The 26,170-nt window shown below is 63.8% G+C and carries 28 protein-coding genes; 24 read left to right on the top strand and 4 right to left on the bottom strand.

Annotated elements, in window-relative coordinates; translation table 11 throughout:
* Position 1: 1 nt before the first annotated feature.
* From AC5P7E_RS19515 to AC5P7E_RS19575, 13 genes are all read left to right on the top strand, one after another.
* A complete protein-coding gene (locus AC5P7E_RS19515; RefSeq protein ID WP_111118421.1) occupies positions 2 to 694 on the top strand; it encodes a sugar phosphate nucleotidyltransferase in 693 nt (230 codons plus the stop codon).
* Positions 694 to 1,287 carry a D-glycero-alpha-D-manno-heptose-1,7-bisphosphate 7-phosphatase gene (locus tag AC5P7E_RS19520; RefSeq protein ID WP_099527065.1) on the top strand — a complete coding sequence of 198 codons (594 nt, stop codon included), beginning with the start codon at positions 694 to 696 and terminating at the stop codon, positions 1,285 to 1,287. Before AC5P7E_RS19515 ends, AC5P7E_RS19520 begins: the two co-directional genes overlap by 1 nt.
* Before the next feature lie 152 nt (positions 1,288 to 1,439).
* Positions 1,440 to 2,237 (top strand): methyltransferase domain-containing protein, encoded by a 798-nt coding sequence (locus tag AC5P7E_RS19525; RefSeq protein ID WP_111118422.1) that lies wholly within the window; start codon positions 1,440 to 1,442, stop codon positions 2,235 to 2,237.
* A 229-nt stretch (positions 2,238 to 2,466) separates the two neighbouring features.
* Positions 2,467 to 4,359, top strand: coding sequence for a hypothetical protein (locus tag AC5P7E_RS19530; RefSeq protein ID WP_099527067.1), 1,893 nt, complete (start codon positions 2,467 to 2,469; stop codon positions 4,357 to 4,359).
* Positions 4,360 to 4,436: 77 nt separating this feature from the next.
* A complete protein-coding gene (locus AC5P7E_RS19535) occupies positions 4,437 to 4,868 on the top strand; it encodes a GtrA family protein (protein ID WP_235643618.1) in 432 nt (143 codons plus the stop codon).
* A gap of 4 nt (positions 4,869 to 4,872) precedes the next feature.
* Entirely contained in the window at positions 4,873 to 6,003 is a 1,131-nt protein-coding gene (locus tag AC5P7E_RS19540; RefSeq protein WP_099527069.1) for a DegT/DnrJ/EryC1/StrS family aminotransferase, read from the top strand.
* Positions 6,000 to 6,962, top strand: a complete 963-nt coding sequence (locus tag AC5P7E_RS19545) for a glycosyltransferase family 2 protein (RefSeq protein WP_099527070.1) — start codon at positions 6,000 to 6,002, stop codon at positions 6,960 to 6,962. The genes AC5P7E_RS19540 and AC5P7E_RS19545 overlap by 4 nt, the downstream gene beginning before the upstream one ends.
* Positions 6,962 to 7,204 carry an acyl carrier protein gene (locus tag AC5P7E_RS19550; protein WP_111118423.1) on the top strand — a complete coding sequence of 81 codons (243 nt, stop codon included), beginning with the start codon at positions 6,962 to 6,964 and terminating at the stop codon, positions 7,202 to 7,204. Before AC5P7E_RS19545 ends, AC5P7E_RS19550 begins: the two co-directional genes overlap by 1 nt.
* 1 nt (position 7,205) lies before the next feature.
* On the top strand, positions 7,206 to 7,958 hold the full coding sequence (locus tag AC5P7E_RS19555) for an SDR family NAD(P)-dependent oxidoreductase (protein ID WP_099527072.1): 753 nt from the start codon (positions 7,206 to 7,208) through the stop codon (positions 7,956 to 7,958).
* Entirely contained in the window at positions 7,958 to 9,349 is a 1,392-nt protein-coding gene (locus AC5P7E_RS19560) for an AMP-binding protein (RefSeq protein WP_099527073.1), read from the top strand. The genes AC5P7E_RS19555 and AC5P7E_RS19560 overlap by 1 nt, the downstream gene beginning before the upstream one ends.
* The gene (locus AC5P7E_RS19565; protein WP_099527074.1) at positions 9,294 to 10,442 is read left to right on the top strand and encodes a LuxE/PaaK family acyltransferase; all 1,149 of its coding nucleotides are present in this window, start codon (positions 9,294 to 9,296) and stop codon (positions 10,440 to 10,442) included. The genes AC5P7E_RS19560 and AC5P7E_RS19565 overlap by 56 nt, the downstream gene beginning before the upstream one ends.
* Entirely contained in the window at positions 10,439 to 11,647 is a 1,209-nt protein-coding gene (locus tag AC5P7E_RS19570; RefSeq protein WP_111118424.1) for an acyl-CoA reductase, read from the top strand. Before AC5P7E_RS19565 ends, AC5P7E_RS19570 begins: the two co-directional genes overlap by 4 nt.
* A gap of 32 nt (positions 11,648 to 11,679) precedes the next feature.
* Positions 11,680 to 12,345 carry a PglD-related sugar-binding protein gene (locus tag AC5P7E_RS19575; RefSeq protein WP_099527076.1) on the top strand — a complete coding sequence of 222 codons (666 nt, stop codon included), beginning with the start codon at positions 11,680 to 11,682 and terminating at the stop codon, positions 12,343 to 12,345.
* A gap of 25 nt (positions 12,346 to 12,370) precedes the next feature.
* Here the strand turns inward: AC5P7E_RS19575 and AC5P7E_RS19580 are convergent, their stop codons facing one another.
* Together AC5P7E_RS19580 and AC5P7E_RS19585 are read right to left on the bottom strand one after the other, a co-directional pair.
* Positions 12,371 to 13,312: an electron transfer flavoprotein subunit alpha/FixB family protein gene (locus tag AC5P7E_RS19580; RefSeq protein ID WP_114619140.1), complete on the bottom strand. Its 942-nt coding sequence runs from the start codon at positions 13,310 to 13,312 to the stop codon at positions 12,371 to 12,373.
* Positions 13,312 to 14,058 (bottom strand): electron transfer flavoprotein subunit beta/FixA family protein, encoded by a 747-nt coding sequence (locus AC5P7E_RS19585; protein WP_024957342.1) that lies wholly within the window; start codon positions 14,056 to 14,058, stop codon positions 13,312 to 13,314. The genes AC5P7E_RS19580 and AC5P7E_RS19585 overlap by 1 nt, the downstream gene beginning before the upstream one ends.
* 263 nt (positions 14,059 to 14,321) lie before the next feature.
* Between AC5P7E_RS19585 and rfbB the strand changes: the two genes are divergently transcribed.
* Genes rfbB through rfbD form a run of 4 tightly spaced genes read left to right on the top strand, consistent with a single transcriptional unit; the run spans position 14,322 to position 17,725 of the window.
* The gene (rfbB, locus tag AC5P7E_RS19590; protein ID WP_111118427.1) at positions 14,322 to 15,377 is read left to right on the top strand and encodes a dTDP-glucose 4,6-dehydratase; all 1,056 of its coding nucleotides are present in this window, start codon (positions 14,322 to 14,324) and stop codon (positions 15,375 to 15,377) included.
* A gap of 16 nt (positions 15,378 to 15,393) precedes the next feature.
* Positions 15,394 to 16,281: a glucose-1-phosphate thymidylyltransferase RfbA gene (gene rfbA / locus AC5P7E_RS19595; protein ID WP_114619141.1), complete on the top strand. Its 888-nt coding sequence runs from the start codon at positions 15,394 to 15,396 to the stop codon at positions 16,279 to 16,281.
* Positions 16,278 to 16,835, top strand: coding sequence for a dTDP-4-dehydrorhamnose 3,5-epimerase (gene rfbC, locus AC5P7E_RS19600; RefSeq protein ID WP_114619142.1), 558 nt, complete (start codon positions 16,278 to 16,280; stop codon positions 16,833 to 16,835). The genes rfbA and rfbC overlap by 4 nt, the downstream gene beginning before the upstream one ends.
* Positions 16,832 to 17,725, top strand: a complete 894-nt coding sequence (gene rfbD, locus AC5P7E_RS19605; protein ID WP_114619143.1) for a dTDP-4-dehydrorhamnose reductase — start codon at positions 16,832 to 16,834, stop codon at positions 17,723 to 17,725. The genes rfbC and rfbD overlap by 4 nt, the downstream gene beginning before the upstream one ends.
* Before the next feature lie 75 nt (positions 17,726 to 17,800).
* Here the strand turns inward: rfbD and AC5P7E_RS19610 are convergent, their stop codons facing one another.
* Both AC5P7E_RS19610 and AC5P7E_RS19615 read right to left on the bottom strand, forming a co-directional pair.
* Positions 17,801 to 19,204, bottom strand: a complete 1,404-nt coding sequence (locus tag AC5P7E_RS19610; RefSeq protein WP_114619144.1) for a mannose-1-phosphate guanylyltransferase/mannose-6-phosphate isomerase — start codon at positions 19,202 to 19,204, stop codon at positions 17,801 to 17,803.
* Positions 19,205 to 19,215: 11 nt separating this feature from the next.
* Positions 19,216 to 20,562: a phosphohexomutase domain-containing protein gene (locus AC5P7E_RS19615; RefSeq protein ID WP_099596889.1), complete on the bottom strand. Its 1,347-nt coding sequence runs from the start codon at positions 20,560 to 20,562 to the stop codon at positions 19,216 to 19,218.
* Between the two features lie 233 nt (positions 20,563 to 20,795).
* Between AC5P7E_RS19615 and AC5P7E_RS19620 the strand changes: the two genes are divergently transcribed.
* From AC5P7E_RS19620 to AC5P7E_RS19650, 7 genes are all read left to right on the top strand, one after another.
* Complete coding sequence (locus AC5P7E_RS19620; RefSeq protein WP_099527084.1) at positions 20,796 to 21,752, top strand: UDP-glucuronic acid decarboxylase family protein; 957 nt, start codon at positions 20,796 to 20,798, stop codon at positions 21,750 to 21,752.
* Between the two features lie 10 nt (positions 21,753 to 21,762).
* Entirely contained in the window at positions 21,763 to 22,707 is a 945-nt protein-coding gene (locus tag AC5P7E_RS19625; protein WP_099527085.1) for a glycosyltransferase, read from the top strand.
* The gene (locus AC5P7E_RS19630; RefSeq protein WP_099527086.1) at positions 22,685 to 23,089 is read left to right on the top strand and encodes a GtrA family protein; all 405 of its coding nucleotides are present in this window, start codon (positions 22,685 to 22,687) and stop codon (positions 23,087 to 23,089) included. Before AC5P7E_RS19625 ends, AC5P7E_RS19630 begins: the two co-directional genes overlap by 23 nt.
* Complete coding sequence (locus tag AC5P7E_RS19635) at positions 23,086 to 23,685, top strand: hypothetical protein (RefSeq protein WP_005407993.1); 600 nt, start codon at positions 23,086 to 23,088, stop codon at positions 23,683 to 23,685. The genes AC5P7E_RS19630 and AC5P7E_RS19635 overlap by 4 nt, the downstream gene beginning before the upstream one ends.
* A gap of 51 nt (positions 23,686 to 23,736) precedes the next feature.
* The gene (locus tag AC5P7E_RS19640; RefSeq protein ID WP_099527087.1) at positions 23,737 to 24,162 is read left to right on the top strand and encodes a hypothetical protein; all 426 of its coding nucleotides are present in this window, start codon (positions 23,737 to 23,739) and stop codon (positions 24,160 to 24,162) included.
* Entirely contained in the window at positions 24,137 to 25,342 is a 1,206-nt protein-coding gene (locus tag AC5P7E_RS19645; RefSeq protein ID WP_099527088.1) for a hypothetical protein, read from the top strand. Before AC5P7E_RS19640 ends, AC5P7E_RS19645 begins: the two co-directional genes overlap by 26 nt.
* A gap of 96 nt (positions 25,343 to 25,438) precedes the next feature.
* Positions 25,439 to 26,170 (top strand): CoA transferase subunit A, encoded by a 732-nt coding sequence (locus AC5P7E_RS19650; RefSeq protein ID WP_099527089.1) that lies wholly within the window; start codon positions 25,439 to 25,441, stop codon positions 26,168 to 26,170.

Raw genomic sequence — 26,170 nt, forward strand, 5'->3', positions numbered from 1 at the left:
CATGGCTGCCGACGAGATTCTGATCCTGGCCGGTGGCTTCGGCACCCGCCTGCGAAGTGAAGTGCCCGACCTGCCCAAGCCACTGGCCCCGGTGGCCGGGCGCCCGTTCCTGGCCTACCTCCTGGACCGCTATGCGGCCGCCGGCATGCGTCGTGCGATCCTGGCAACCGGCTACCTCGGTGATGTGGTGGAGCAGACCATCGGCGCCCGATGGGCGGGCATGGACGTGGTCTACTCTCGCGAGGAGACCCCGCTTGGCACCGGCGGCGCGATCGCCGCCGCGGCGCGCCTGGCGCAGGGTGAGGGGCTGCACGTCTGCAACGGCGACACCTACCTCGAGTACGCGCCGGCCGCGCTGGAAGCGGCCGCGCATGACCTGCCGATGTCGATCGCGCTTGCGCGGGTGGATGATGTCTCACGCTATGGCACGGTGGATGTGGAGCAGGGCAGGGTGCTGCGCTTCCATGAAAAGCGTCCGGGTGGTGCTGGGCTGATCAATGCCGGCAGCTATTTTCTCAGCGCGCAGGCGCTGGCCAGCCTGCCAGGCGAAGCTACGTTCTCGTTCGAGAAGCAGGTGCTGGAACCGGCGGTGGCCGCTGGCCGCGTCGGCGCGCTGGTGGAAACCGCTGCGTTCATCGACATTGGTGTGCCTGAGGATTTCCACCGGGCGCAGACGCTGTTCGGGGCCATCTGATGGCGCTGCTGCCCAACGTGCCGGGCTTCGTCGCCGGGCCAGTCGCAAGGCGGCCCGGCGCGCCGGTGCTGTTCCTCGATCGGGACGGGGTCATCAACGTCAACCACGGCTACGTGCACACCGCGGAGCGTACCGAGTGGGTCGCCGGTATCCAGCCGCTGCTGGCCCATGCCGCGCGCCGGGGTTTCCAGGTGGTGGTGGCGACCAACCAGGCCGGCATCGCACGTGGCTTCTACAGCATCGATGAATTTACCGACTACACGCACTGGCAGCACGAGCAGTTGATGCAGGCCGGCGCGCCGCTGCTGGGCACGTGGTTCTGCCCGCATCATCCGCTGGCCGGCCAGGGTGAATTCAAGATTGACTGCCTGTGCCGAAAGCCCGAACCGGGCATGCTGCTGAAGGCGATCGAGGAGTTTTCGATTGATCCGGCGCAGGCGGTATTCGTTGGCGACAAGATCTCGGATATGCAGGCGGGGGCTGCCGCAGGCATTGGGAAGCTGTTCCTGATCGCAGGCGACATCGGCAAGGGTGCTGCGCCGCAGCAGGCTATCATGGTGCCTGACCTCGCTGCGGTGCAGCGTCAGCTGTAGCGGGTTCTCCACAAGGGTAGCAATCCTGTGCTGCTAGGATGCCCTCTCCATCCTTCCAGGAGAGGGCTGTGGCGCGCTTCAGATCTGTGTCGTCGACGGGTAACTGTCTGCTTTGCAATGAGCCGGCCACTGCCTTCAGGGTGGTTGATGGCGTGCAGTATCTTGAATGTGACATCTGCGATTTCATATTCGCCGACCCGGCGCTGATAGCCTCGATCGATGCTGGCGAATCTCCCCGGGAATACGACGAGGACTACTGGCGCTCCGAACTGCAGTCGGCACGTGACCGGTCTTTCGGGTCGTCGCTGGCAAGGTTGGGGGAGGCGTTGCTCTACTGCTCCATTCCCGTCCAGCGCTTCATCGATATCGGCACGGGCCCGGGTTTTCTGCTCGATGCGGTGCAGCGCTACCTGCCGAAGAGTTCGCATTGCTTCTACGGCGTAGAGAAGTTTCCGCCCGAGCCGGCGTACCGCTCCAGCCACGCGAATTACAGGTGCGGCGATCTGGCCGACATCGGGATGACGTTCGAATGCGGTATCTGCGTGGAAGTCGTTGAACATCTGACCCCGTCGATGGCGAGTTCGTTGGCGAGTTCCCTACGCAAGGTCGCCGCTCCGGGGGCCCTGTTTCTGTTCAACACCGGACTGACCGAGTATGTACGAACCGAGGATCCGGGCTACCTGGATCCATTCCATCGCGGGCACATCACCTGCTGGTCGGAAAACGCTGCGCGCCGGCTGTTCGAGCCTCTGGGCTTCCGCGTGCTCCCGCTGCAGGGCAAGAGCTGGGCTTTCGTGGTCGAAGTCATTTCCAACGACCCGCGGCAGCAGGTTCCGCTGGCTGATCGCATCTGGTCGGCGCCGCAGGCCAACGTCGATCTTTTGACCGATGAGGACATGGGAACGGTCATGCACATCCTGGCCCGGGAGAGCGCTCGGGCATACATCTAGTCCGTCCGGCCCCTTCTGCGGTGCTGCCTCGAGGTCAGCCCCCAGGGGGGGCGCGACCACAGTGTGTCGCACTGTTACTATCTCGGTCCGGCTGCTGATGGCATCGCGGCGGAATGGCCATGTACGTGCCCGCTGTTGCCTACGGATCCTGCCGGATCGTGGGCCGCGTGGTCGCGGCGTACAGGAAGCGAGGCCTTGCGGCGGTTTGAATCAATGGAGCAGTGTGTCGATGTTTAACAAAATCCTGGCTGTAAAGCCGGTGGTGCGTCTGGTGGACCTGGCGGCCATCGCAGCGATGACGTTCGCGCTGTCCATCTACTTCTATCATCCCTATTACTTCGGCGATGAGATGTTCTCCTTCAACTTCGGAGAGCACAGCGGCAACACCCTGATAGGGGTTTTCACCGGGCTGAACAGCTACAAGCCACGCATCGTCATGAACTTCATCTGGGCGGTCATCGTCTCCCAGGATCTTCCGCGCTGGATGACCATGCTGGTCAATTGTGCGGCATTGGCAGGATGTGCCGCGCTGGTCTATGGGATCGCACGGGTGCATTTCAATGCTCGCCGAAGCGCTGCCCTGTTGGCTGCGGCGATGATGGTGGCGTGTCGTTTCAACATCATGCTGTACTTCGACTACGTTTCGGGAACGGTCGAGGCGCTCAGTCTCCTGTTCCTGCTGGCCGGTGTTGCCGTGTCCATGCCCGGTCTGGTGTTCTTGCAGCGCCAGCGCGCTTCCTGCCTGGCACTGGCGCTGCTGTTCTTCATGCTGGCGGTGTTCACCCATGAGCGCTACGCATTGGCATTGCTCGGTCTGTCCGGCGTGGCGGTGCTGCGCTGGTGGCCCATGCGCAGGACCATCGGCGCCCAGCCTCTGATCTTCGCTCTGGTCGCTGCCGTTGTCCCGCTTGGCCTGTACATCCTTGCGGTGAAAGTGCTGTCCAACCAGCCGGTGGCGATGGGGACGTCCGGACAGACCGTCAGTGTATCGATCGACACGCTGAAGGTGTCTGCGACCTATCTGGTCAATCTGTTCCTGGGCGGCAACTACGGCCCGCAGTACTTCGTTGGCATGTTCAACCATGCGGCGCCGCGCTATCTGTACGTTTTCGTGCCTCTGGCGGCAGTCTCTCTGCTGGCTTGGTGCCTGCCGTGGCTGCGTCCGCAATGGCGGTCGACGACCTTCCTGATGCCGATGCTGGCTTTCCTCGCTGCGGTTCTCGGCCTGGTTGCGATCGCGAGCTTGCCGGGTGCGGCACGGCAGGAGGCCCGTTGGATGTTCCCGGCCATGGCATTCCTGCTGCTGTTCGTCTTCGCCGGCTACCGGCACCGCGCGCAGATCATCATCCTGTCTTTGCTGGCCGTCACCCAGCTGTTCTATATGTTCTTTGGCAGCATGTGGTCGATTGCCAGCATTGCCGGTGCGCGTCTTGCTGTGTCCATCAGCGATTCACTGAGCACCCTGCGCCAGAGCGGGCACGGTGTGGTCGTGGCAGGACCCGAGCCGGATATTAGCTGGGTCCTGGGCGAGGATGGCAAGGTCTACTGCCGCCTGAACCTGCCGAAAGGCCACTGCCTGTATCCACGCGCCGAGTTCAGCAAGGGGAATGTTCGGGACTTCAGCTATGGTCTTGTCATAGGTGAGCCGAATCTTCGCGGCCGGCCGGGGTTCAGCGTGATCTCCGCTGAACAGGCGCGACGCCTGATGGACCCCGCGGCGCTGCCGGCACCGACCCGTGAACTCGGTATTGGCAAGGATTGGTCCGGTTGGGTCGGCATCGCGCCGGCGCAGGTGAGCGATGAGGGCCTGGAACTGCGGGGGTTGTCGGAAATGACTCGGCAGCAGGCTGTGACTGAACTGGACCGCCACATCGTCCTGTATACCGCACAGTCCGCGGATGGGCGGCCGGGCAAGATGCGCCTGCAGGTCAACTGGCATGGCGCGGACGGTCAGTTCATCTCCACCCAGATCGAAGTCGTGGACGTGGGGGGGGTATCCCATACCTACCCCCTTCTGGCTGTCGCCCCCAGCGGTGCGACTCAGGCCTATGTCTATGCGACGTTGCCTGATGACCACTCCGGGAAGGTGTTGCTGCGCAGCATCGGCGTGGCCGATCCCTGATCGGCCCCCGGATGGAGCTATGTTAAGATTCCAAAGCCAATGCCCTGCGCCTTGGGGGCGCGACAACCGACCGAGGCTTGGGAGCACAGCAGGTGGTGTGGAAAGTGGAGCAGGAGAAGGTTGTTCGCCTCCTCAAATCCGAGAAGCTGCGATTCCTGATCGTGGGCGCGGGCAATACCGTGATCGGCTATGCCTGCTTCTTGCTGACGTTCGCACTCATGGATCCCTGGGCAGGCCCGGTCGCCATTCTTGTCGCCGCCTATCTGGTTGCACTTCCCATTGCCTTCGTCAATCAGCGGGTGTTCGTGTTCCGTTCACGGGCGCCCTGGGTACGCGAGTTCGGCCGGTTCCTGCTGGCCAACTCCACGATCTTCGCAATCAATGTGGTAGCACTGCCGATCTGCATAAGGCTCTCTGAGGGTGACCCGCGTGTCGTCCAGGGAGTGTTCGTGATGGTTTCGACTGTCGCGAGCTATTTTGCTCACAAGTATTTCTCTTTTTCCCGGTGACCCGATGCGTCGTATTCCGTTGTTGATTCCGAGGATGCCGTCTGCGGACAAGGTGTATCCGTATCTCCGAAAGATTGACCAGAATCGGATTTACACCAACTACGGCCCTTTGAATGGCGAGTTCGAGCAACGCCTGGCCACCGAACTCGGCCAGGGGCTTGAGCCGGCCCATCTGACGACGGTCTCCAATTGCACCGTCGGCCTCGAGCTGGCCATCCAGGCGCTCGCCTTGCCTGCGGGCGCGCGGGTCCTGTTACCCTCGCTCACCTTTGTCGCCACAGCCACTGCGATTGTCAGGGTGGGGGCCACCCCGCTGTTCAGCGATATCGACCCTTCCGGCTGGTGCCTGACTCCGGCCATTGCCGAAGATGCGCTGGCGCGGGGTGAGGCCTTCGACCTGGTGATGCCGGTCAGTACATTCGGCAAGCAACACGATGTCACCGCCTGGGACGACTTCAGTGCAAAGACCGGCATCCCGGTGCTGATCGACGCGGCAGGTGCCTTCGGCAACCAGCCGATCGGCCGCACGACGGACGTTGTGTTCAGCTTCCACGCGACGAAGTCCATCGGCAGCGGTGAGGGCGGATTGATCGTGTCGTTCAATGCCGAGCGCATCCGGCGCATCCGCCAGTTGGCCAACTTCGGCATCGACGCCGCCCGCGGCGAGCTGATCGGACTGGGGACCAACGGCAAGCTCAGCGAATATCACGCTGCAGTCGGGCTGGCGGCACTGGACGAGTGGCCCGACATCGTCGAGCAGCGGCGCGAGCTGCATGCCCGCTACCTGCGTACGCTGCGGCAGGCCTGCCCGAGCGTGGGGCTGCAGGATAAGGATCCCGATGGCATCTATCCGCTGCTCCCGGTGCTCCTGCCTGACGGTGTCGACGCGCTGGCCATCGGTGGCGCATTGCGCGAGCAGGGGATCGATACCCGGCGGTGGTACTGCCCGCCGTTGCACGCGCATGGCGTGCTGGCCCATTTCGACCGCTCGGGCTCGCTGGATGTTACCGCTGCCATCGGTGACCGCATTCTCGGTCTGCCGTTCTTCGCCGGTATCACTGACGAGGAGATCGGCACCGTGGTCGATTCGCTCGCACGTGCGATTTCCACCGAGTCCGCCGGAGTCGTCCAGTGAGTACGATCAGCTACGTCATTCCGGTCTATCACAATGAAGGTTCAATTGAGCTGACCTGGGCTGCGATCCGCGACCTGTTCGCCACCAGCCTGCCCGAACACGACTACGAGATTGTGTTCGTGAATGATGGCTCCAAGGATGGCTCCCATGCGGAGATGCTGCGTGTCAGTGCGCAGGATCCGCGCGTGCGATCGATCTCCTTCACGCGCAATTTCGGTCAGCTGTCGGCTACGTTGGCCGGCTTCGACGCCGCCAGCGGCGACGCGGTCATCAACATGTCCGCAGACATGCAGGATCCGGTCGAGTTGACCGCAGAGATGATCCGCAAGTGGGAACAGGGCAATGAAGTGGTCATCGCACATCGTGCGGACCGTGAGGACAACTTCACTTCATCGATGTTTTCCCGCATTGTCTACGGCATCCTGCGCATGTCCAACCCGAACATGCCGGCGGGCGGATTCGATTTCACCCTGATGAGCCGCCGTGCACTGACGCTCTTCATGAGCATGAAGGGGCGCCATCGCTTTTTCCAGGGAGACGTGCTCTGGGCCGGCTTCCCGACCGCCTACATTCCTTACGTGCGACGCAAGCGCGAGATCGGCAAGTCGCAGTACAACTTCAGCAAGAAGCTGAAACTGGCCTTCGATTTCATCATCGACGGTTCCTACCTTCCGATCCGTCTCATGTCCTTGTCCGGCACCGTACTGGCCATGTTGGGGCTTTGCTATGCCGTCGTGATCGCGGTTTCGCGCCTGTTCGACCTGACACCGTTCTCGGGATGGGCGCCGATCATGGTGGCGATCCTGGTGGTGGGCGGCATGATCATGTTGATGCTGGGTGTCATTGGCGAATACCTGTGGCGGATCCTCGACGAGATCCGTGCCAAGCCGATGTACATCGTCCGAGAAGATACAGCTGAGAAGGCTGCCATTTCCAAGAATGAGCTGGAGCAACACTGATGAGTAACAACAACGAGCGACTGGTATCGGTCTATTCGGCCGCCCTGAACATCGACGCTTCCCGCGTGGTCGATGGCCTGCTTTACAACAGCATTCCGGAATGGGATTCGATTGCCCACATGCTGCTGGTTTCTCAGCTTGAGAATGAGTTCGATGTCATGTTCGACACCGATGACATCATCGATATGAGCTCGGTCGCCAAGGCCAAGGAAATCCTGGCGAAGCACGGCGTCGAGTTCTGACATGGCCGGTTTGCTGGAAGGAAGGGTTGCGCTTATCACGGGGGCATCCCGCGGCATTGGTGAAGCAACGGTTCATGCCTACCTGCAGCAGGGCGCGCACGTTGTGGCGACCGCCCGGGACACCGCCGCCTTGCAGCCGCTGCTCGACAGCGTGCGCACGAGCATGCCTGAGGCACGGCTGGAGGCGGTTCCGCTCGACGTGACCGATCCGGTTTCCGTGCGTGATGCCTTCCAGACCGTGTTCAAGCAGCACCGCCGGCTGGACGTGCTCGTTTCCAACGCGGGCGTCCTGCAGGATGCCCTTATCGGCATGGTCACGCCCGAGCAGATCCAGCAGGTATTCTCGGTCAATACCTATGGCGTCCTGTACTGTGCCCAGTATGCGAGCCGACTGATGGCACGCAACGGTGGCGGCTCGATCATCAATCTTGCATCAATCATCGGCGTGAATGGCAACGTTGGCCAGGCGGTCTACGGTGGCAGCAAAGCGGCCGTGGTCGGCATCACCCTGTCGCTCTCCAAGGAGCTCGCGCCGAACAACATCCGCGTCAATGCGATCGCGCCAGGATTCATCGACACGGACATGGCGCGCTCCATCGGTTCGGAGAAATATGCGGAACGCGTGGCGTCCATCGCCATGGACCGGGTGGGTGCACCGGCAGAAGTGGCCAACGTGGCAGTCTTCCTCGGATCGGATCTGGCCTCCTACGTGACCGGCCAGGTGATCGGGGTCGATGGCGGGATGCTGATCTGATGTTCGCCCGCGTACTGGAGCAGCACGGCGACCAGATTGCCGTGATCCTTCCCGGCGGAGAGTCACTGGCATACCGCGAACTGGCCGCGCGCGCGGACGCTGCGTGGGCTGCTGTCGATCCGGATTGGGGCGTCATCGCCCTTGAATGCGCCAATACGTTGGACAACCTGCTGGCCTATCTGGGCGCCCTGCGTGCAGGGCAGCCCGTTCTGCTGCTGGATGCCTCGTTGAACGACACACTGCGCGAGCAGGTCATCGATCATTACAGCATCAGCCACGTGCGCCACCCCGACGGGCAGTGGCATGCAACCGGCAGGCACGCGGCCGCTGTTTCTGCTGAACTGGCGGTTCTGCTGCCGACATCGGGCAGTACGGGATCGTCGAAGCTGGTGCGTCTCTCTGCAGGAAACCTGCAGGCCAACGCCCGGTCGATCCAGGAGTATCTTGGGATCGATGGCGCGCAGCGTGCCATCACCTCGCTGCCCATGCATTACTCCTACGGTCTGTCGGTGGTCAACAGCCACCTGTTGGCGGGTGCGACGTTGCTGCTGACAGCCGAGTCCGTGGTTTCCAGGACTTTCTGGGATTTCTTCCGGCAGCACGAGGCGACGAGCCTCTCCGGTGTTCCGACTCATTACGAGATGCTGAAGCAGTTCCGCTTCGAGCGCATGTCGCTGCCTTCACTGCAGACCATGACGCAGGCCGGAGGCCGCTTGGCCGAGTCGACCATCGAGTGGTTCCACAACCTGGCCGAGCAGCGCGGCCAGCGTTTCTTCGTGATGTACGGCCAGACCGAGGCCACGGCCCGTATTGCCTATGTCCCCCATGACGTGCTGGCCAGCAAGATCGGGTCGGTTGGTGTTGCCATTCCCGGCGGAATGCTGTCATTGGTGGACGAGCAGGGGCAGGCCATCGAGCGGGCCGGTGAGGTGGGTGAGCTGCGCTATCGCGGCGCGAACGTGATGCTGGGGTACGCCGAGGGTCCTGGAGATCTGGCGTTGGGCGACATCCAGCAGGGTGTGCTCAGTACGGGTGACCTGGCGCGTTTTGACGAAGACGGGTACTACTACGTGGTTGGCCGCTTGAAGCGGATGATCAAGGTATTCGGCAACCGCTTCGGCCTGGACGAGATGGAGTCCACGCTGCGAGCCGATGGCTGGGATGTGGTCATGACCGGACGCGATGACCTTGTTGTCGCGGTCCTTGTCCGGCCCGAGGATGATGCCTGCGAGCGTCTGAGGCAGGACATCGCAGCGCGCTACAAGCTGAATCCAATCGCGGTGAGGGTGCTGCCGGTCGACGCCATTCCGCTGTCCTCGTCGGGCAAGATTCTGTATGCAGATCTCCTTCAACAGGCCGAGGCAGGCCAAGGGGCAGCCCGTGCAACGTGATTACTTCGACCTGCCTGTCTATGGCATCGGGGCTGCCGAGAAGGAAGTCCTGCTCAAGCAGCTGCTGAGCAGCTTGACCGTGCATCATGCCGAGCACTGCGCGCCCTATGCGCGCGTGCTGCAGGCCCACGGGCATGCGCCCGGCTTGGAACAAAGCGTCGACCAGATTCCTTTCCTGCCCGTACGCCTGTTCAAGGAATTCGAGCTCAGCTCGACACCGGCCGATCAGCGCTTCAAGGTCCTCACCTCGTCGGGCACGACGTCGCAGACGGTCTCCAGGATCATCCTTGATCGCGATACGGCGGCTGCGCAAACTCGCGCGTTGGTGCTGATCATGCAGCAGTTCCTCGGCAAGGCGCGCCTGCCGATGCTCATCATCGATCACCCCGGTGTGGTAAAGGATCGCGCCAATTTTTCCGCGCGTGGCGCTGGCATTCTTGGCCTGTCCAACTTTGGGCGTGACCATACCTATGCATTGAACGACGATATGTCGATCAATCTCGATGCAGTGAATGCGTTCCTGGAGCGGCATGCCGGCCAGCGCGTGTTCCTGTTCGGCTTCACCTTCATGGTCTGGAAATACTTTGTCCAGGCGTTGAAGGGGCGCAGTGATGTTCCGCGGTTCAGTGATGCCGTACTCATCCACAGTGGTGGCTGGAAGAAACTGCAGGATGAGGCGGTAAGCAATGAAGAGTTCAAGCGGTCGCTGGCCGGGGGATTCAATATCGGTGCTGTGCACAATTTCTACGGTATGGTCGAACAGGTTGGTTCGATCTTCGTCGAGTGCGAGCACGGCCGACTGCACTGTCCTGCCTTTGCTGATGTGAGAATCCGTGCGCCGAGCACGTGGGAACCACTGCCGGCGAACGTGCCAGGTCTTATCCAGGTGCTGTCGGTGCTGCCTACCAGTTACCCGGGCCATAGCCTGCTGACCGAGGACATCGGCGAGTGGACCGGCGTGGACGATTGTCCGTGTGGCCGCCTGGGCCGCACGTTCCGCGTGCATGGCCGGGTGGCGCGCGCGGAACTGCGTGGTTGCAGCGACACCCACGCTGCCGATGCCGCAACCGCCCCCTTTGATGCACGCCCATGAGTAATTACGAGTCCCTTATTGCGACGGCCCCGGACCTGGACGTCCTGGCCGAGGCCCCCCCGCTTCCCGCGTTCGCCGAGCCCTCGGTGGCATTTGTCGATGCTCTGTCTGCAGAGCTGTTCCGCATGCCGGAGGCACGGAGTTATCCCGAGCTGAGCGCGCTGGCATTCTGGATGCGGCGCTCGAGCATCGTGCGATTGAAGGAAGCCCATGATCGCCGTCACGACGGTCATCTGTCGGTGGCACGCGGAACGGTTCTGCATTTCGCGCCTTCCAACGTGGACACGATCTTTGTCTACTCGTGGTTCATTTCGCTCCTGTGTGGTAACCGCAACATCGTCAGGTTGTCGACGAAGGCATCGGTGCAGACCGACCTGCTGGTTGCTGCCATCGGGCGGGTAAGCGCGCGTCCCGAGCATGCCGAGATTGCCAGGCGCAGCCTGATGGTGCGCTACGCGGCTGACGCCCGCACCACTGCATTGTTGTCCGCTCACTGCGATACCCGTGTTATCTGGGGCGGCGACGCGACAGTTGCAGCCATCCGTCAGGTGCCCTTGCCACCGACTGCGACCGAGATTGCATTTGCAAACAAGTTCTCGCTCGGTCTCTTCGACGCGGCCGGCTGGATCTTCGCATCGCCCGAGCAGAAGGCGCGCTGGATCGATGGGTTCTTCAACGATGCCTACTGGTTCGATCAGATGGCCTGTTCGTCGCCGCGGCTGATTCTCTGGATCGGAAGCCCGGCGCAGGTGGATCAGGCACGGGACAGCTTCTGGCCCGCACTGGAACAGAAGGTGCGGGAAAAGGGTGTTTCCTTTGGCGACGTCGACTATGTAAACAAGCGAATCGCGCAGGATGTGCTTTCCATCGAGGCCGATGTCAGCATTCCGGCGGCAAGCGGCAACGATGTTGCGCGCCTTTGGCTTGAGGTTCCGGCATTGCACGCCGATGCACACTGCGGCGCGGGGCTCTTCTTCGAGTCTCGTATTGCGCATCTGGATGCGCTTCGTCCACTGCTTTCCCGCAAGGTTCAAACGGTTTCCTACCTCGGCATGCCATCGGATCAGCTGCGTTCCTTCGTGCAGCAGGCGCCGTTGGCCGGTGTTGACCGCTTTGTTCCTGTGGGAAGCGCGCTTGATTTCAGCAATGTCTGGGATGGTTTTGATCTGATGACCGTGTTCACGCGTGAAATCACGGTCGCCTGATCGAAGTTGTACGTTCCAAACGGAGAAGACGAATGCCATTGCTTAATGATCGTGCCATCGATTCGGTGGTAATTGCCGGGGCCGGTGGCTTCGGTATGGAAGTCTTCGATTACCTCAGCGTAGATGCGCACGGAGGCGGGCCGAAGATCGCCGGATTCATCGATGACGGTGTCGACAATCCGATTCCCGCCCAGCTCGGGTCGACCCATCTCGGCGCGATCGGCGACTATCAGCCTGTGGAACGACAGGCAGTCGTCGTTGCGGTTGGTTCGGTGAAGGGGCGCCGACTCATCCTGTCACGTCTCTGGGAGCGGGGCGTGTACGTTCCCCCGTTCGTGTCGACCAGTACCGTGACCTCTCCGAATGCGCAATTTGGGGATGGTGTACTGGTGTGCCCCTTCAGCGTGATCAATCGCAATGCCGTGCTCGGCCGCGGAGTGGCGGTCAACGTGCACTGCAGCGTGGGCCACGGCGCCCAGGTCGGGGAGTTCAGCATCCTCTCCCCCTACGCTGCTCTCAATGGCGATGCATCGATCGGCGACGATTGCTTTCTGGGGACGCGCGCGACGATCTACCCCAAGACCCGTCTGGGAGCGGGGTGCATTGTCGACAGCCATACCGGTGTGCGCGCGAGTGCAGGTGATCGCCAGATGATCTCCGCGCGCGGTACCTACCAGGTGATTGCGCTCCGGACCTGACGATCCGGAGCACAATTGGCGCGGGTCAGCCCAGCGCGGCTTCCAGCTCCGGCAGGATCGCAAACAGATCCCCCACCAGGCCGATATCGGCGATCTCGAAGATCGGCGCGTCGCCGTCCTTGTTGATGGCCACGATCGTACCGGCGTCCTTGATGCCGGTCAGATGCTGGATCGCACCGCTGATACCCACGGCCACGTACAGTTCCGGCGCGATGATCTTGCCGGTCTGGCCGACCTGCAGGTCACTGGGCACGTAGCCGGCATCGACCGCGGCGCGCGAGGCACCGACAGCGGCACCGAGCTTGTCGGCCAGCTGGAAGATCACCTTGAAGTTCTCTTCCGAACCGACGCCGCGGCCACCGGAGACCACGCGCTTGGCGCTCTGCAGGTCGGGGCGGTCGCTGGCACCGGCGGCCAGGCCGATGAAGCGGGTATGGGTCGGCAGCGCGGCATCGACGCTGGCCGCTTCAATGGCGGCACTGCCGCCCTGGGCGGCTTCCGGCCACGAGGCGGCGCGCACGGTGGCGACCACGGTCTGGTCGGCCGGGGCTTCCACGGTGATGATCGCGTTGCCGGCGTAGATCGGGCGCTTGAAGGTGTGGCTGCCTTCGACGGTCATCAGGTCGGAGACCTGGTTGACGCCGAGCAGGGCGGCCACGCACGGCATCAGGTCCTTGCCGAAGGTGGTCGACGGGCCGAACACGTGGGTGTAGCCCTTGGCCAGCTGCGCGATCTGCGGTGCCAGCACCTGGGCGATGGCCTGCGCGTTGGCGGCGTTGGCCACGGTCAGGACCTTGGAGACGCCACTGATCTTCGCGGCTTCAGCGGCGACGGCAGCCGGATCGGCGGCCAGCACCACCACGTCGATGCTGGCACCGCTGATGGCGGCGGCGGCACTGACGGTCTTGGCGGTGGCGGCGTTGAGCTTGCCGTCGTGGTGTTCGGCGATGACGAGAATCTTGCTCATTACAGCAGCCCCTTCTGCTTGAGTGCGGCCACCAGTTCGGCCGCGTCCTTGACCATTACGCCCTTGCTGCGCTTGGACGGCGCGGCGTACTGGGTGGTCCTGAAGGTGTCGGCGGCTTCAACGCCGAGATCGGCCAGTTGCAGGGTCTCCAGCGGCTTGGCCTTGGCCTTCATGATGTCCGGCAGCTTGATGAAGCGCGGCTCGTTCAGGCGCAGGTCGGTGGTGACCACGGCGGGCAGGTCCACTTCCAGCGTTTCCAGGCCGGCGTCGACTTCACGGGTCACCGTAGCCTTGCCGTCCGCGATCTCGAGCTTGCTGGCGAAGGTCGCCTGCGGACGGCCCCACAGCGTGGCCAGCATCTGGCCGGTCTGGTTGGCGTCGTCGTCGATGGCCTGCTTGCCCAGGATCACCAGGTCCGGCTGCTCCTTCTCGATCAGCTTCAGCAGGGTGCGCGAGGCGGTCAGCGGCTGGATGGCCTGGTCGGTCACCACGTGGATGGCGCGGTTGGCACCCATGGCCAGGCCGTTGCGCAGGTGCGCCTGGGCGTCGGCCGGGGCGATGGTGGCGACCACCACTTCCGTGGCGATGCCTTTGTCGCGCAGGCGCAGGGCTTCTTCCAGCGCGATTTCATCGAAGGGGTTGGGGGACAGCTTGACGCCGTCGGTGACCACGCCGGAACCGTCCGGCTTGACCTGAATGCGGACGTTGTAGTCCACCACGCGCTTGTACGCGACGAGGATTTTCATCTGGTACGGGGTCCTTCAATAACGGGGAGAACGTCCGGTGCTGCAAAAGCAACCGGTTCGGGGGTGGGATCCCGATTCTAGCTGGCTTGGGTCGACCATGCGAATGCGTATGGTTTTGCTGCGGCGCGGCAAAAAAATGCCCGATCCAGCGCTCCGTTCACGCCACGCAGGCAGTCGTGAAGACGAACGACATGTATCCTGTGCCGCTGTGCCGGGGCGCCTGCAGGCGCTCCGTGGATGAATTTCGATCAGGAGAACAGGTAGTGCCCACATGGCTTGTCACCGGCGGCGCCGGATTCATTGGCGGTAACTTCGTTCTCGAGGCCGTCGCGCGCGGCGTCAAGGTCATCAACCTCGATGTGCTGACCTATGCCGGCAACCTGAAGACCCTGTCCAGCCTGGACGGCAACCCGAACCACGTGTTCGTGCAGGGTGACATCGGCGACAGCGCACTGGTCACTCGCCTGCTGGCCGAGCACCAGCCCGATGCGGTGCTGAACTTCGCGGCCGAGAGCCACGTCGACCGTTCCATCGACGGGCCGGGTGCCTTCATCCAGACCAACGTGGTGGGCACCCTGGGCCTGCTGGAGGCGGTACGTGACTACTGGAAGGCGCTGCCGGCCGAGCAGGGCGCGGCCTTCCGCTTCCTGCACGTATCCACTGACGAGGTGTACGGCACCCTGGGTGAGACCGGCAAGTTCAGCGAAACCACGCCGTATGCTCCGAATTCCCCATATTCGGCGTCGAAGGCCGCTTCGGACCATCTGGTCCGTGCCTTCCACCACACCTACGGGCTGCCGGTGCTGACCACCAACTGTTCCAACAACTACGGCCCGTACCACTTCCCCGAGAAGCTGATCCCGCTGGTGATCGCCAAGGCGCTGGCCGGTGAGCCGCTGCCGGTGTACGGCGACGGCAAGCAGGTGCGCGACTGGCTGTTCGTGTCCGATCACTGCGAGGCGATCCGCACCGTGCTGGCCAAGGGCCGGGTCGGCGAGACCTACAACGTCGGCGGCAATTCGGAAAAGCAGAACATCGAAGTGGTGCAGGCCATCTGCGCACTGCTGGACCAACGCCGCCCGCGCGCGGACGGCCAGCCGCGCAGCAGCCAGATCACCTACGTCACCGACCGCCCGGGCCATGACCGCCGTTACGCGATCGATGCCTCCAAGCTGAAGAACGACCTGGGCTGGGAACCGGCCTACACCTTCGAGCAGGGCATCACCTTCACCGTTGACTGGTACCTGGACAACCAGGAATGGGTCAACGGCGTGCTCGACGGCAGCTACCGTCTGCAGCGCATCGGCACCGCGGCCTGAACACCCAGGAGACCTCATGACCCAGCGCAAGGGCATCATCCTCGCCGGCGGCTCCGGCACCCGGCTGTATCCGATTACCAAGGGCGTAAGCAAACAGCTGCTGCCGGTGTATGACAAACCCATGATCTACTACCCGCTCAGCGTGCTGATGCTGGCGGGCATCCGTGAAGTGCTGATCATCAACACGCCGCACGAGCAGGCGCTGTTCCAGCAGCTGCTGGGCGACGGCTCGCAGTGGGGCATGGACATCCAGTACGCCGTGCAGCCCAGCCCCGATGGCCTGGCCCAGGCCTATCTGATCGGCCGTGATTTCGTCGCCGGCAAGCCGAGCTGCCTGGTGCTGGGCGACAACATCTTCCACGGCCACGGCCTGCGCGAAGTACTCAAGCGCGCCGACGAACGCGTGGACGGTTCGACCGTGTTCGGTTATTGGGTCAATGATCCGGAACGTTATGGCGTGGCCGAGTTCGATCAGAGCGGCAAGGTGATCGATCTGGTGGAGAAACCGGAAAAGCCACGCTCCAACTATGCGGTCACCGGACTGTACTTCTACGACGGCAAGGCCAGCGATTACGCGGCCGAACTGAAGCCGTCGCCGCGTGGCGAACTGGAGATCACTGATCTCAACAAGCGCTACCTGGACGAAGGCAATCTGCACCTGGAGGCCCTCGGCCGTGGCTATGCATGGCTGGATACCGGCACTCACCAGTCGCTGCTGGAGGCGTCCAACTTCATCGAGACCATCCAGACCCGCCAGGGCCTGCAGGTCTGTTGCCCTGAAGAAATCGCGTTCGGCCAAGGCTGGATCAATGCCGAGCAGCTGGAGGCGCTGGCTGCGCCGCTGATCAAGAACGGCTACGGCCAGTACCTGCACACGCTCGCCCAGCGTGGAGTCGTTCCGTGAAAGTAATTGAAACCAAGCTGCCCGGCTGCGTGGTGATCGAGCCGGCCGTGTTCGGCGATGCCCGCGGTTACTTCTTTGAAACCTGGAATGCCGAGCGTTTCGCCGCGCTGGGATTGCCGGACCGTTTCGTGCAGAGCAACGTGTCCACCTCGGCGCAGGGCGTGCTGCGTGGCCTGCATTACCAGTGGCCGCGCCCGCAGGGCAAGCTGGTCAGCGTGCTGGAAGGCGAGGTCTATGACGTGGCCGTAGACATCCGCCGCGGCTCGCCGACCTTCGGCCAGTGGGAAGCAGTGGCGCTGAGCGCTGAAAACAGGAAGCAGTTCTGGATTCCGGAAGGCTTCGCCCATGGCTTTGCCGTACTCTCCGAGCGCGCGCTGTTCAGTTATCTATGCACGGATGTATACGTCAAGGAAGCCGATGCAGGTATCCGCTGGAACGATGCTGATATTGCGGTGGACTGGCCGATCAGTGCGCCGGTGCTCTCGGCCAAGGACGAGAACGCCCCCTTCCTGAAGGACATTGCTGAAGACCGCCTGCCGGTCTACGTGCCATGACCGTGCTGGTGTTCGGTGGCAATGGCCAGGTCGGCCAGGAGCTGCTGCGCGCGCTGGCCCCGCTGGGGGCAGTGGTTGCCACCACCCGTAGCGGCCAGCTGCCCGACGGTAGCGCCTGCGAAACCGCCGATTTCTGCCAGCCCGACAGCCTGCCTGCCTTGCTGGACCGCGTGCAGCCGTCGCTGGTGGTCAATGCGGCCGCTTACACCGCCGTTGACCGCGCAGAACAGGATGTTGATGCCGCCTTCGCCGCCAACGCGCAGGCGCCGGGCGTGATCGCGCACTGGTGTGCGGCGCATGGCGTGCCGTTCGTGCATTACTCCACCGACTACGTGTTCGATGGCCAGGGCACCGCGCCCTACCGCGAGGACGAGCCGACCGCACCGCTGGGTGTCTATGGCACCAGCAAGCGCGACGGCGAGGAGGCGGTGCGTGCCGCGGGAGGACGGCATCTGATCTTCCGTACGGCGTGGGTGTATGCCTCGCACGGCGCGAACTTCCTGCGCACCATGCTGCGCGTCGGGGCCGAGCGCGATGCGTTGCGGGTGGTGGCCGACCAGATCGGTACGCCGACGCCGGCCGCGCTGATAGCTGATGTCACCTTGCAGGCGCTGCAGCACCCGGGGCAGTTGTCGGGTACGTGGCACCTGACCGCCAGCGGCCAGACCAGCTGGCATGGGTTCGCCGAAGCGATCTTCGCCGAGGCGTTGGCCACCGGCGTGTTGACCAAGGTGCCGACCGTCGAGGCGATTCCCAGTTCCGAGTATCCGACCCCGGCCAAGCGCCCGGCCTGGTCGGTGCTGGACAACCGCAAGCTGCAGCGGGATTTCGGCATCGTGCTGCCGACCTGGCAGGACGGCCTGAAACGGGTGATGGCGGAGATGGCCTGACCCGGTAGGCGGCGTGCCGACCAACGGTCGGCACCCACCCCGACCCGCGGCCGGCAGCCTCCAGCGGGCGCTGGGTCAGTTGCGCCCGTACGTATCCTCGAAGCGCACGATGTCATCCTCGCCCAGATAACTGCCTGACTGCACTTCGATCAGTTCCAGCGGCAGTTTGCCCGGGTTGCGCAGGCGGTGGGTCACGCCCAGCGGGATGTAGGTGCTCTGGTTCTCGCTGAGCAGGATCACCTCGCTGCCACGGGTCACTTCGGCGGTGCCGCTGACCACGATCCAGTGCTCGGCGCGGTGGTGATGCATCTGCAGGCTGAGCGTACCGCCGGGCTTGACCGTGATCCGCTTGACCTGGAAACGCTCGCCGTTGTCGATCGAATCGTAGGCACCCCAGGGGCGATACACTTTGCGGTGCCAGGTGGCTTCGCTGCGGCCTTCAGCCTTCAGCTTCGCCACTATCGTCTTGACCTCCTGCATGCGGTCGGCCTTGCCGACCAGCACCGCATCGTCGGTCTCGACCACGATCACGTCATCGAGGCCGACCATGGCCACCAAGCGCTGCGCATAGGCATAGGTGTTGCGGCAGTCGATGGCGATCACATCGCCCTGATGGGCGTTGCCGTCGCCGTCCTGCTGCGAGACATCGCGCAGCGCGGTCCACGAACCGACGTCGTTCCAACCGGCATCCAGCGGGATCACGACTGCATCGGCAGTCTTCTCCATCACCGCGTAGTCGATCGAGTCCGACGGCACCGCCGTGAAGGCATCCCTGTCCAGGCGGGTGAAGTCGGCATCGCGGCGCGCCTGCTGCCAGGCCTGGCGGCTGCGGGCCAGCATTTCCGGCTGGAAGCGCTCCAGCTCCTGCAGGTAACGCGACGCCTTGAATAGGAACATGCCGCTGTTCCAGTAGTACTGGCCGCTGCTGACGTAGCCGGTGGCGGTCTCCAGGTCGGGCTTTTCGACGAAGCGTTCGACGGCACGCAGGCCCTGGCCGTTGGCAGTCTTGATATAGCCGTAGCCGGTTTCCGGGCCGGTCGGCACGATGCCGAACGTGACCAGCTTGCCGGCTTCAGCGGCACTGGCGGCGGCCTGCACCGCGTTGCGGAAGGCCGCCTCGTCGGTGATTACATGATCGGAGGGCAGCACCAGCAGCAGCGCGTCGGCACCGTCACGGGTGGCCTCCAGCGCGGCCACGGCAATCGCCGGTGCAGTGTTGCGGCCAACCGGTTCCAGGATGATCGCGGCCGGCTCGGCGCCGACCTGCTGCAGCTGTTCGGCGGCAACGAAGCGGTGTTCCTCGTTGGCAATCACCAGCGGGCCACGCGCCGCCAGTGGGGCGACGCGTTGCCAGGTGGCCTGCAGCATCGTCAGCTCGCCGGCCAGTGGCAGGAACTGCTTCGGGTAGGCCTCGCGCGAAAGCGGCCATAGGCGTGTACCGGACCCACCGGACAGGATGACGGGCTGGATGCTGCTCATGCGGGCCTCGGTTACTGCTGGATCAGACGGGAGATTTCGTCGGTACGCGCCTGCATCAGTGCGGCGTCACCACGCGCTTCGACGTTCAGGCGCAGCAGCGGCTCGGTGTTGGAACTGCGCAGGTTGAAGCGCCAGTTGCCGAAGTCGGCACTGATGCCATCGGTGTGGTCCAGCGCGGGCGACTGCGCGGCGAAGTGTTCCATCACGCGCGCAACGGCAGCCTTGGCATCGGCCACCTTGAAGTTGATCTCGCCGCTGCACGGGTAGGCTGCCATGCGGTCTTCAACCCAGTCGGCCAGCGAACGGCTGCTCTCGGAAACCAGCTGGGCGATCAGCAGCCACGGAATCATGCCCGAGTCGGCATAGGCGAACTCGCGGAAATAGTGGTGTGCGCTCATCTCGCCGCCGTACACCGCGTCTTCGGCACGCATCTTTTCCTTGATGAAGGCATGGCCGCTCTTGCACTGCACCGCGACACCGCCGGCCTGCTCGACCATGTCCACCGTGTTCCAGACCAGGCGCGGGTCATGCACGATCTTGCCGCCGGGATGGCGCGCCAGGATCGCCTTGGCCAGCAGGCCGACCAGGTAGTAGCCCTCGATGAAGCGGCCGCTGTGGTCGAAGAAGAAGCAACGGTCGAAGTCACCGTCCCAGGCGATGCCGAAGTCGGCACCGTGTTCGCGCACCGCGTCGGCGGTGGCGGCGCGGTTCTCCGGCAGCAGCGGGTTGGGAATGCCGTTGGGGAAGCTGCCGTCCGGCTCGTGGCAGATGCGGATGAACTCGAACGGCAGGTGCGGTGCCAGCAGGTCGACGATGGCGCCGGCGCCGCCATTGCCCGCATTGACCACCAGCTTCAGCGGCTTCAGTTTGCTGGCATCGACGTAGCTCAGCAGATGCTGGATGTAGGCGTGCTTGTCATGCTGGGCGGTCTGCCCGGCACGCGGCGGCTGGGCCTCGGAGGAATCGGCGGCGACCGCGTCGGAAATCGCGAACAGGCCGGTATCCGAACTGATCGGCCGCGCGTTCTCCTTCACCAGCTTCATGCCGTTGTAGTCCATCGGGTTGTGGCTGGCGGTCACCATCACGCCGCCGGCCGCGCCGAGGTGATCGGTCTGGAAGTAGACCTCTTCGGTGCCGCACAGGCCGATGTCGATCACCTCGCGCCCGGTACCGCGCAGGCCTGCGGCCAGCGCATCCTGCAGTGCCGGACTGGTAAGGCGCACATCATGGCCGAGGACCACCGGGCCTGGAGCGAGCTGTGCGGCCAGGGCGACGCCGATGCGACGGGCCAGGTCCTCGTTCAGTTCTTCCGGCACACGGCCGCGGATATCGTAGGCCTTGAAAGCGGGCAGGGGCATCGAAGCAGTCCATCCGGATAGAGAAGCCTGATTATAGCGGGAGGGTCTGCAAACGGCCGGTGAGCCAGGGGCGCCCGGCCAGCAGCGTTGATTTGGGAGGGGGCAGGCCGATTCCCCGTCGATGGGCCATGGCCAGCGGGCAGTTCGCATACAATTGCGCGCTGACGACCGAGGACATGGCCCGCGTGGCCATCGCCAATTGGCCTGCTGTTCCAGAAGGATCGAGGTTTGCTTTGAAATTCACTCACGATCAGAAACGCGTGCTGGTGACCGGAGGCGCGGGCTTCCTTGGGTCGCATCTGTGCGATCGGCTCATCGCGGGCGGCCATGACGTCCTCTGCGTGGACAACTTCTACACCGGCAGCAAGGCGAACGTGGATGGGCTGCTGGGCCACCCACGGTTCGAGCTCATGCGCCATGACGTGACGTTCCCGCTCTATGTGGAAGTGGACCGGATCTTCAACCTGGCCTGCCCGGCGTCACCGATCCACTACCAGCAGGACCCGGTGCAGACCACCAAGACCAGCGTGCATGGGGCGATCAACATGCTCGGCCTGGCCAAGCGCCTGCGCGCGCGCATCCTGCAGGCCAGCACCAGCGAGGTGTACGGCGATCCGGAAATCCACCCGCAGGTGGAAGGCTACTGGGGCCGGGTCAACCCGATCGGCATCCGCAGCTGCTATGACGAGGGCAAGCGTTGCGCCGAAACGCTGTTCTTCGACTACTGGCGCCAGCATCAGCTGGAGATCAAGGTCATGCGCATCTTCAACACGTATGGTCCGCGCATGCATCCCAATGACGGCCGGGTGGTCAGCAACTTCATCGTGCAGGCGCTGAAGGGCGAGCCGATCACCATCTATGGCGATGGCAGCCAGACGCGCAGCTTCTGCTATGTCGATGACCTGATCGAGGGCATGTTGCGGCTGATGGACTCGCCGGCTGATCTCACCGGTCCGATCAATATCGGCAATCCGTCCGAGTACACCATGCTGGAACTGGCCGAGACCGTGCTCCGTCTGGTCGGCGGCGCGTCGAAGATCGAGTACCGTCCGCTCCCCTCGGATGATCCACGCCAACGCCAGCCGGATATCAGCCTGGCCAAAGCGGATCTGGGCTGGGAGCCCAAGGTCGGCCTGGAGGACGGCCTGAAGGAGACCATCGCCTATTTCCGCCATCGCTTGCAGGCCTGAGGTGGCGACGATGCGCAAGATCGTGGTGATGCCGGTCTACGAGGACCTGGAAGCCTCCTCGAAGCTTTTCGTCGAGCTCGCCCGCACCCAGGGTCCGGACACCTATGTGGTGGCCGTGGACGACGGCTCGGTGCGGCAGCCATTGCCGATCAGCGCCATTGAGGCTTCGGGGCTGGAGGGCGTGGTGATCCGCCTGCGCCGCAATGTCGGGCATCAGCGTGCGATCGCCATCGGCCTGGGCTATGTGGCCGAACACTTCGATGGCAATGACATTGTCGTGGTGATGGATTCCGATGGCGAGGATACGCCGGAGAGCATCACCGAGCTGGTGGCGGGCCTGGATTCGGCCGATGTCGACGTGGTGGTGGCCAGCCGTCGCAGCCGGGTCGAATCGCTGAAGTTCAAGTCGTTCTACATCGTCTACAAGCTGCTGTTCTCGCTGCTCAGCGGGCGCCAGATCAGCTTCGGCAACTTCATGGCGGCGAAGATGCCGGCGGTGCGCCGGTTGGCATCGATGCAGGAGCTGTGGATCCACGTTGCCGCCTGCGTGCTGGGCTCGAAGCTGCGCGTGCAGACCTGTGCGCTGGATCGTGGTCCGCGCTATGCCGGTCGCAGCAAGATGAACTTCGTCGGCCTGGCCCTGCACGGATTCCGTGCACTGATGGTGTTTGCCGAGGACGTGCTGGTACGCGTGGGCATCGCCTGCACCATGGTGGCGGCACTGTCGATCATCGGCGGGATCGTTGCCACCGGGCTGAAGATGCTGGGCTTTGCATCGCAGGGCTGGTTCTCGCTGGCATTCGGCATCCTGGTGCTGGTGTTCCTGCAGACCGCGGCACTGACGCTGATCATCCTGATGTTGTCGGGGATGATGCGCGGCGGTGGCGTCATGAGCGTGGGCAGCTATCGCGAATTCATCGACGAGGTCCTGCATGCCTGCCGCCGCAGTGGCTAAGGGTGCGCTGGGCGGACAGGCCGTCCGCTACGTGATCAATGGCCTGGTCGCCACCGCAGTGCACTATGGAGTGCTGCACTTCAACATCGAGGTGCTGCACATCCCGCTGGCCGCGATGGCCAATGCGATTGCAGCGGTCTTCGGCATCACTGTGTCGTTCCTCGGCAGCCGCTACTTCGTTTTCCATGGCAGGCAGGGCAGCCTGGCGCGGCAGGGCTCGCTGTTCCTGCTGATCTACGCCGCGATCGCCGTCCTGCATGCGCTGGTGATGTACGTCTGGGCCGATCGATGGGGCCTGGACTACCGCGCAGGGTTCGTGCTGGCGACCGGAATGCAGATGGCCGTCAGCTTCGTCGCCAACAAGTTCCTGGTGTTCAAATGAACAAATATCTGCGTGCCGCGCTGGCAACCCTTGCATTCATTGCCGCCCTGCTGCTGGTCTACTACGTCCACATGCGCCAGTTCCGCGTGAACGTGGTGCTGTATGCCAGCATCCTCGACGCGGTGATCGCAGTGGTGGTGGTGTTTGCGGGCCTGTATGCATTGAAGTGGTTCAGGGATTTCAGCCGCCTCGAGCTGATCCAGCTGGCCGCCATCTGGTTGCTGGGAGGCTACGTGTTCGCGATCTCGGTCCCGACCGTCATCGACCGCTCGCTGTCCTTCTACATCCTGGAGAAACTGCAACAGCGTGGTGGTGGGATACGCGAAGACGCGTTCCGCCAGGTGTTCACTGAAGAGTACGTCCGCGAGCATCACCTGGTGGAAGTGCGCCTGACCGAGCAGCTGCAGTCCGGAACCGTGCAGATCCATGATGGTTGTGTGCGGTTGACCGCGCGCGGCGAGCGCCTCGCATCGTTCGGCCGCTTCTACCGGCAGAACCTGCTGCCGACCCACCGCCTGCTGATGGGGCAGTACACCGATGCGCTCACTGATCCTTTCCGCGACAGCCGGATGCCGTCCGACTACCGTTGCCAATAGCCTGGGTGCTGCTGGCGCATTGGTTTTTCCGTTGGTTCCTTGAAACGTTTCATGGATGACATGACCTCCACCTCTCCTCCCTTGCGCGCTACGCGCCGGGACCTGGCGATTGCCGGGATCCTGGTGCTGCTGTTGGGCGCTTCACTCGTATCGGTCGCCAAGCGATCGGACTATCAGACGTCGCTGCTGCGCCAGGCCTTCGCTGAGGACGCGGGATTCGACGCATCCGTACCACGTGAGGTGGTGGACGCACGTGATCTGGTGCGCGCGCAGCCGATCGCGCCTTCGCTGCTTTCGCTCGGGCAGGGGCTGAAGGACGACCCCTTGATCCAGCAACGCATGTGGGAGGCGCTGTATCCGGTTCGGTTCAGCGATACCGATACCCCACAGCGCCTGCTGAGGGCCGGTGATCCGCTGGTTGACCAGTGCCACGTCCAAGGGAGGAGTGGAGATGTCGTTCTTGCCGACTGCCGCTGAACCAGGGCGCCGTGCGGCGCTGGCCATGCTGGTCTCCATTCTTCTCTGCTATGGCCTGGCCGCCGTAGGCCTGGCGGGCTGGCCGGTGCAGGTGGCATTCGGCACGGTCGTGCTCAGCGCGCTGCTCGCCCTGCCAGCCGTGCGTGACCTGCGTACCGCGCCTCTGGTCCTGGCCGTTCTGGTGCTGGTGTTGATCGCGCTGGGAAGCCCCACCGATGGCTGGGACCCGCGTTCGATCTGGCTCTTCCATGCCAAGCGGATCTACCTGGAGGGCACGTTGTACGCCCAGCTGGATGATTACGCGCCGTGGAGCCACAACGACTATCCCGCACTGGTTCCGTTGTTGATGGCCAGTGCAGCAGGTTTGGCCGGGCACTGGAACGAACTGCTGCCCAAGGCGGTGGCACCGCTGCTGCTGCTGCCGGCACTGCTGCTGATTGCCCCGAGTTTCCGATGGCGCTGGTGCGGAATGCTGTTCGCATTGCTGCTGCTGCGCCTGGGGCGTGACATGCTGATCAACGGCTACATGGATCCGCTGGTGGCGGTCTATGCCGTCGCTGCCGTGGCGACAGCGGTGCGTCACCGCATGTCTGGGAAGCATGGTGGTGGTCGAGAGCTGGTCGCATTCACCCTGCTGGTGGCCGTGCTGTCGATGTTGAAGAATGAGGGTGCGGTGCTTGCGGCTCTGTTGACGGCCGTGGTACTGGGCGAAGGCGTGCTGCGTGAGCGCCGCCTGGGCTGGCGCATCCTCCTGGCCGCGGTTGTGGCCCTGCTGCCACTGCTGGCATGGAAGCTGGCCGTCGGGCAGGCAGGGGTTGCCAATGACCTGGCGGGAAGCGACATGAAGGCGCAGCTGTTGGCGCGGCTTGGCAGCGAGGGCGGTGCCAAGCCGATCGTCGGGCGCCTGCTGCTGGATGTGTGGGTGCTGGTGCCGCTGCTGGTGCTGGCGGTGCTCTGGCGTCCGGTGCTGCGGGTTCCGGCGGCATCGGCCGCCGTGCTGGCGGCGCTGGCGTACGCAGCGGTGCTGTTCCTGGTCTACCTGGGAACGCCGCATGACCTGGACTGGCACCTGCGCACCAGTGTCGACCGTGTCCGCATGCCGGTGACACTGCTGCTGGGGTTTGCGGTGTTGCTGGCGCTGGAACATCGCGTCGCGGCGAAGATGCCGGGGACGCGCTGAGGCGCAACGCGCCGTGGCGTCATGCTGCGGCGCATCCCAGCCGTATGCGGTCGTAGCGCTAGAATGCGCTCATTCTTCCCGTGTGGGGCTGTAGAAATGGAACACGTGACTTCCACCGACAAGCGTGGCAAGCGCTTCGCCACCGCAGCGCAGGCGCTGGAGGGCGTGGTCGCCGATGGCCAGACGCTGGCCGTGGGTGGCTTCGGCCTGTGCGGCATTCCCGAGGCATTGATCGCCGCGCTGCGCGATAGTGGTGCCAAGGGCCTGACCGTGATCTCCAACAATGCCGGGGTCGATGGTTTCGGCCTGGGCCAGCTGCTGGAAACCCGGCAGATCAAGAAGATGATTTCGTCCTACGTGGGCGAGAACAAGGAGTTCGAGCGCCAGTTCCTGGCCGGTGAGCTCGAGCTGGAATTCAATCCGCAGGGCACCCTGGCCGAGCGCTTGCGTGCCGGCGGTGCAGGTATTCCAGCGTTCTTCACCGCCACCGGCTATGGCACGGTGGTGGCCGAAGGCAAGGAAACCCGCGAGTTCGACGGCAAGCACTACGTGATGGAAACCGCGCTGCGCGCCGACGTGGCGCTGGTCAAGGCGTGGAAGGCCGACGAGGCCGGCAACCTGGTGTTCCGCAAGACCGCTCGGAATTTCAACCCGGCCTGTGCGATGGCCGGCAAGGTCTGCATCGCCGAGGTCGAGGAGATCGTGCCGGTCGGCGCCATCGATCCGGACCAGGTGCACCTGCCGGGCATCTACGTGCACCGCATCGTGCACAACGCACATCCTGAAAAACGCATCGAACAGCGCACCATCCGCGCGGAGGGCAACTGA

The organism is Stenotrophomonas sp. YJH_SMC_25, from assembly GCF_059369595.1.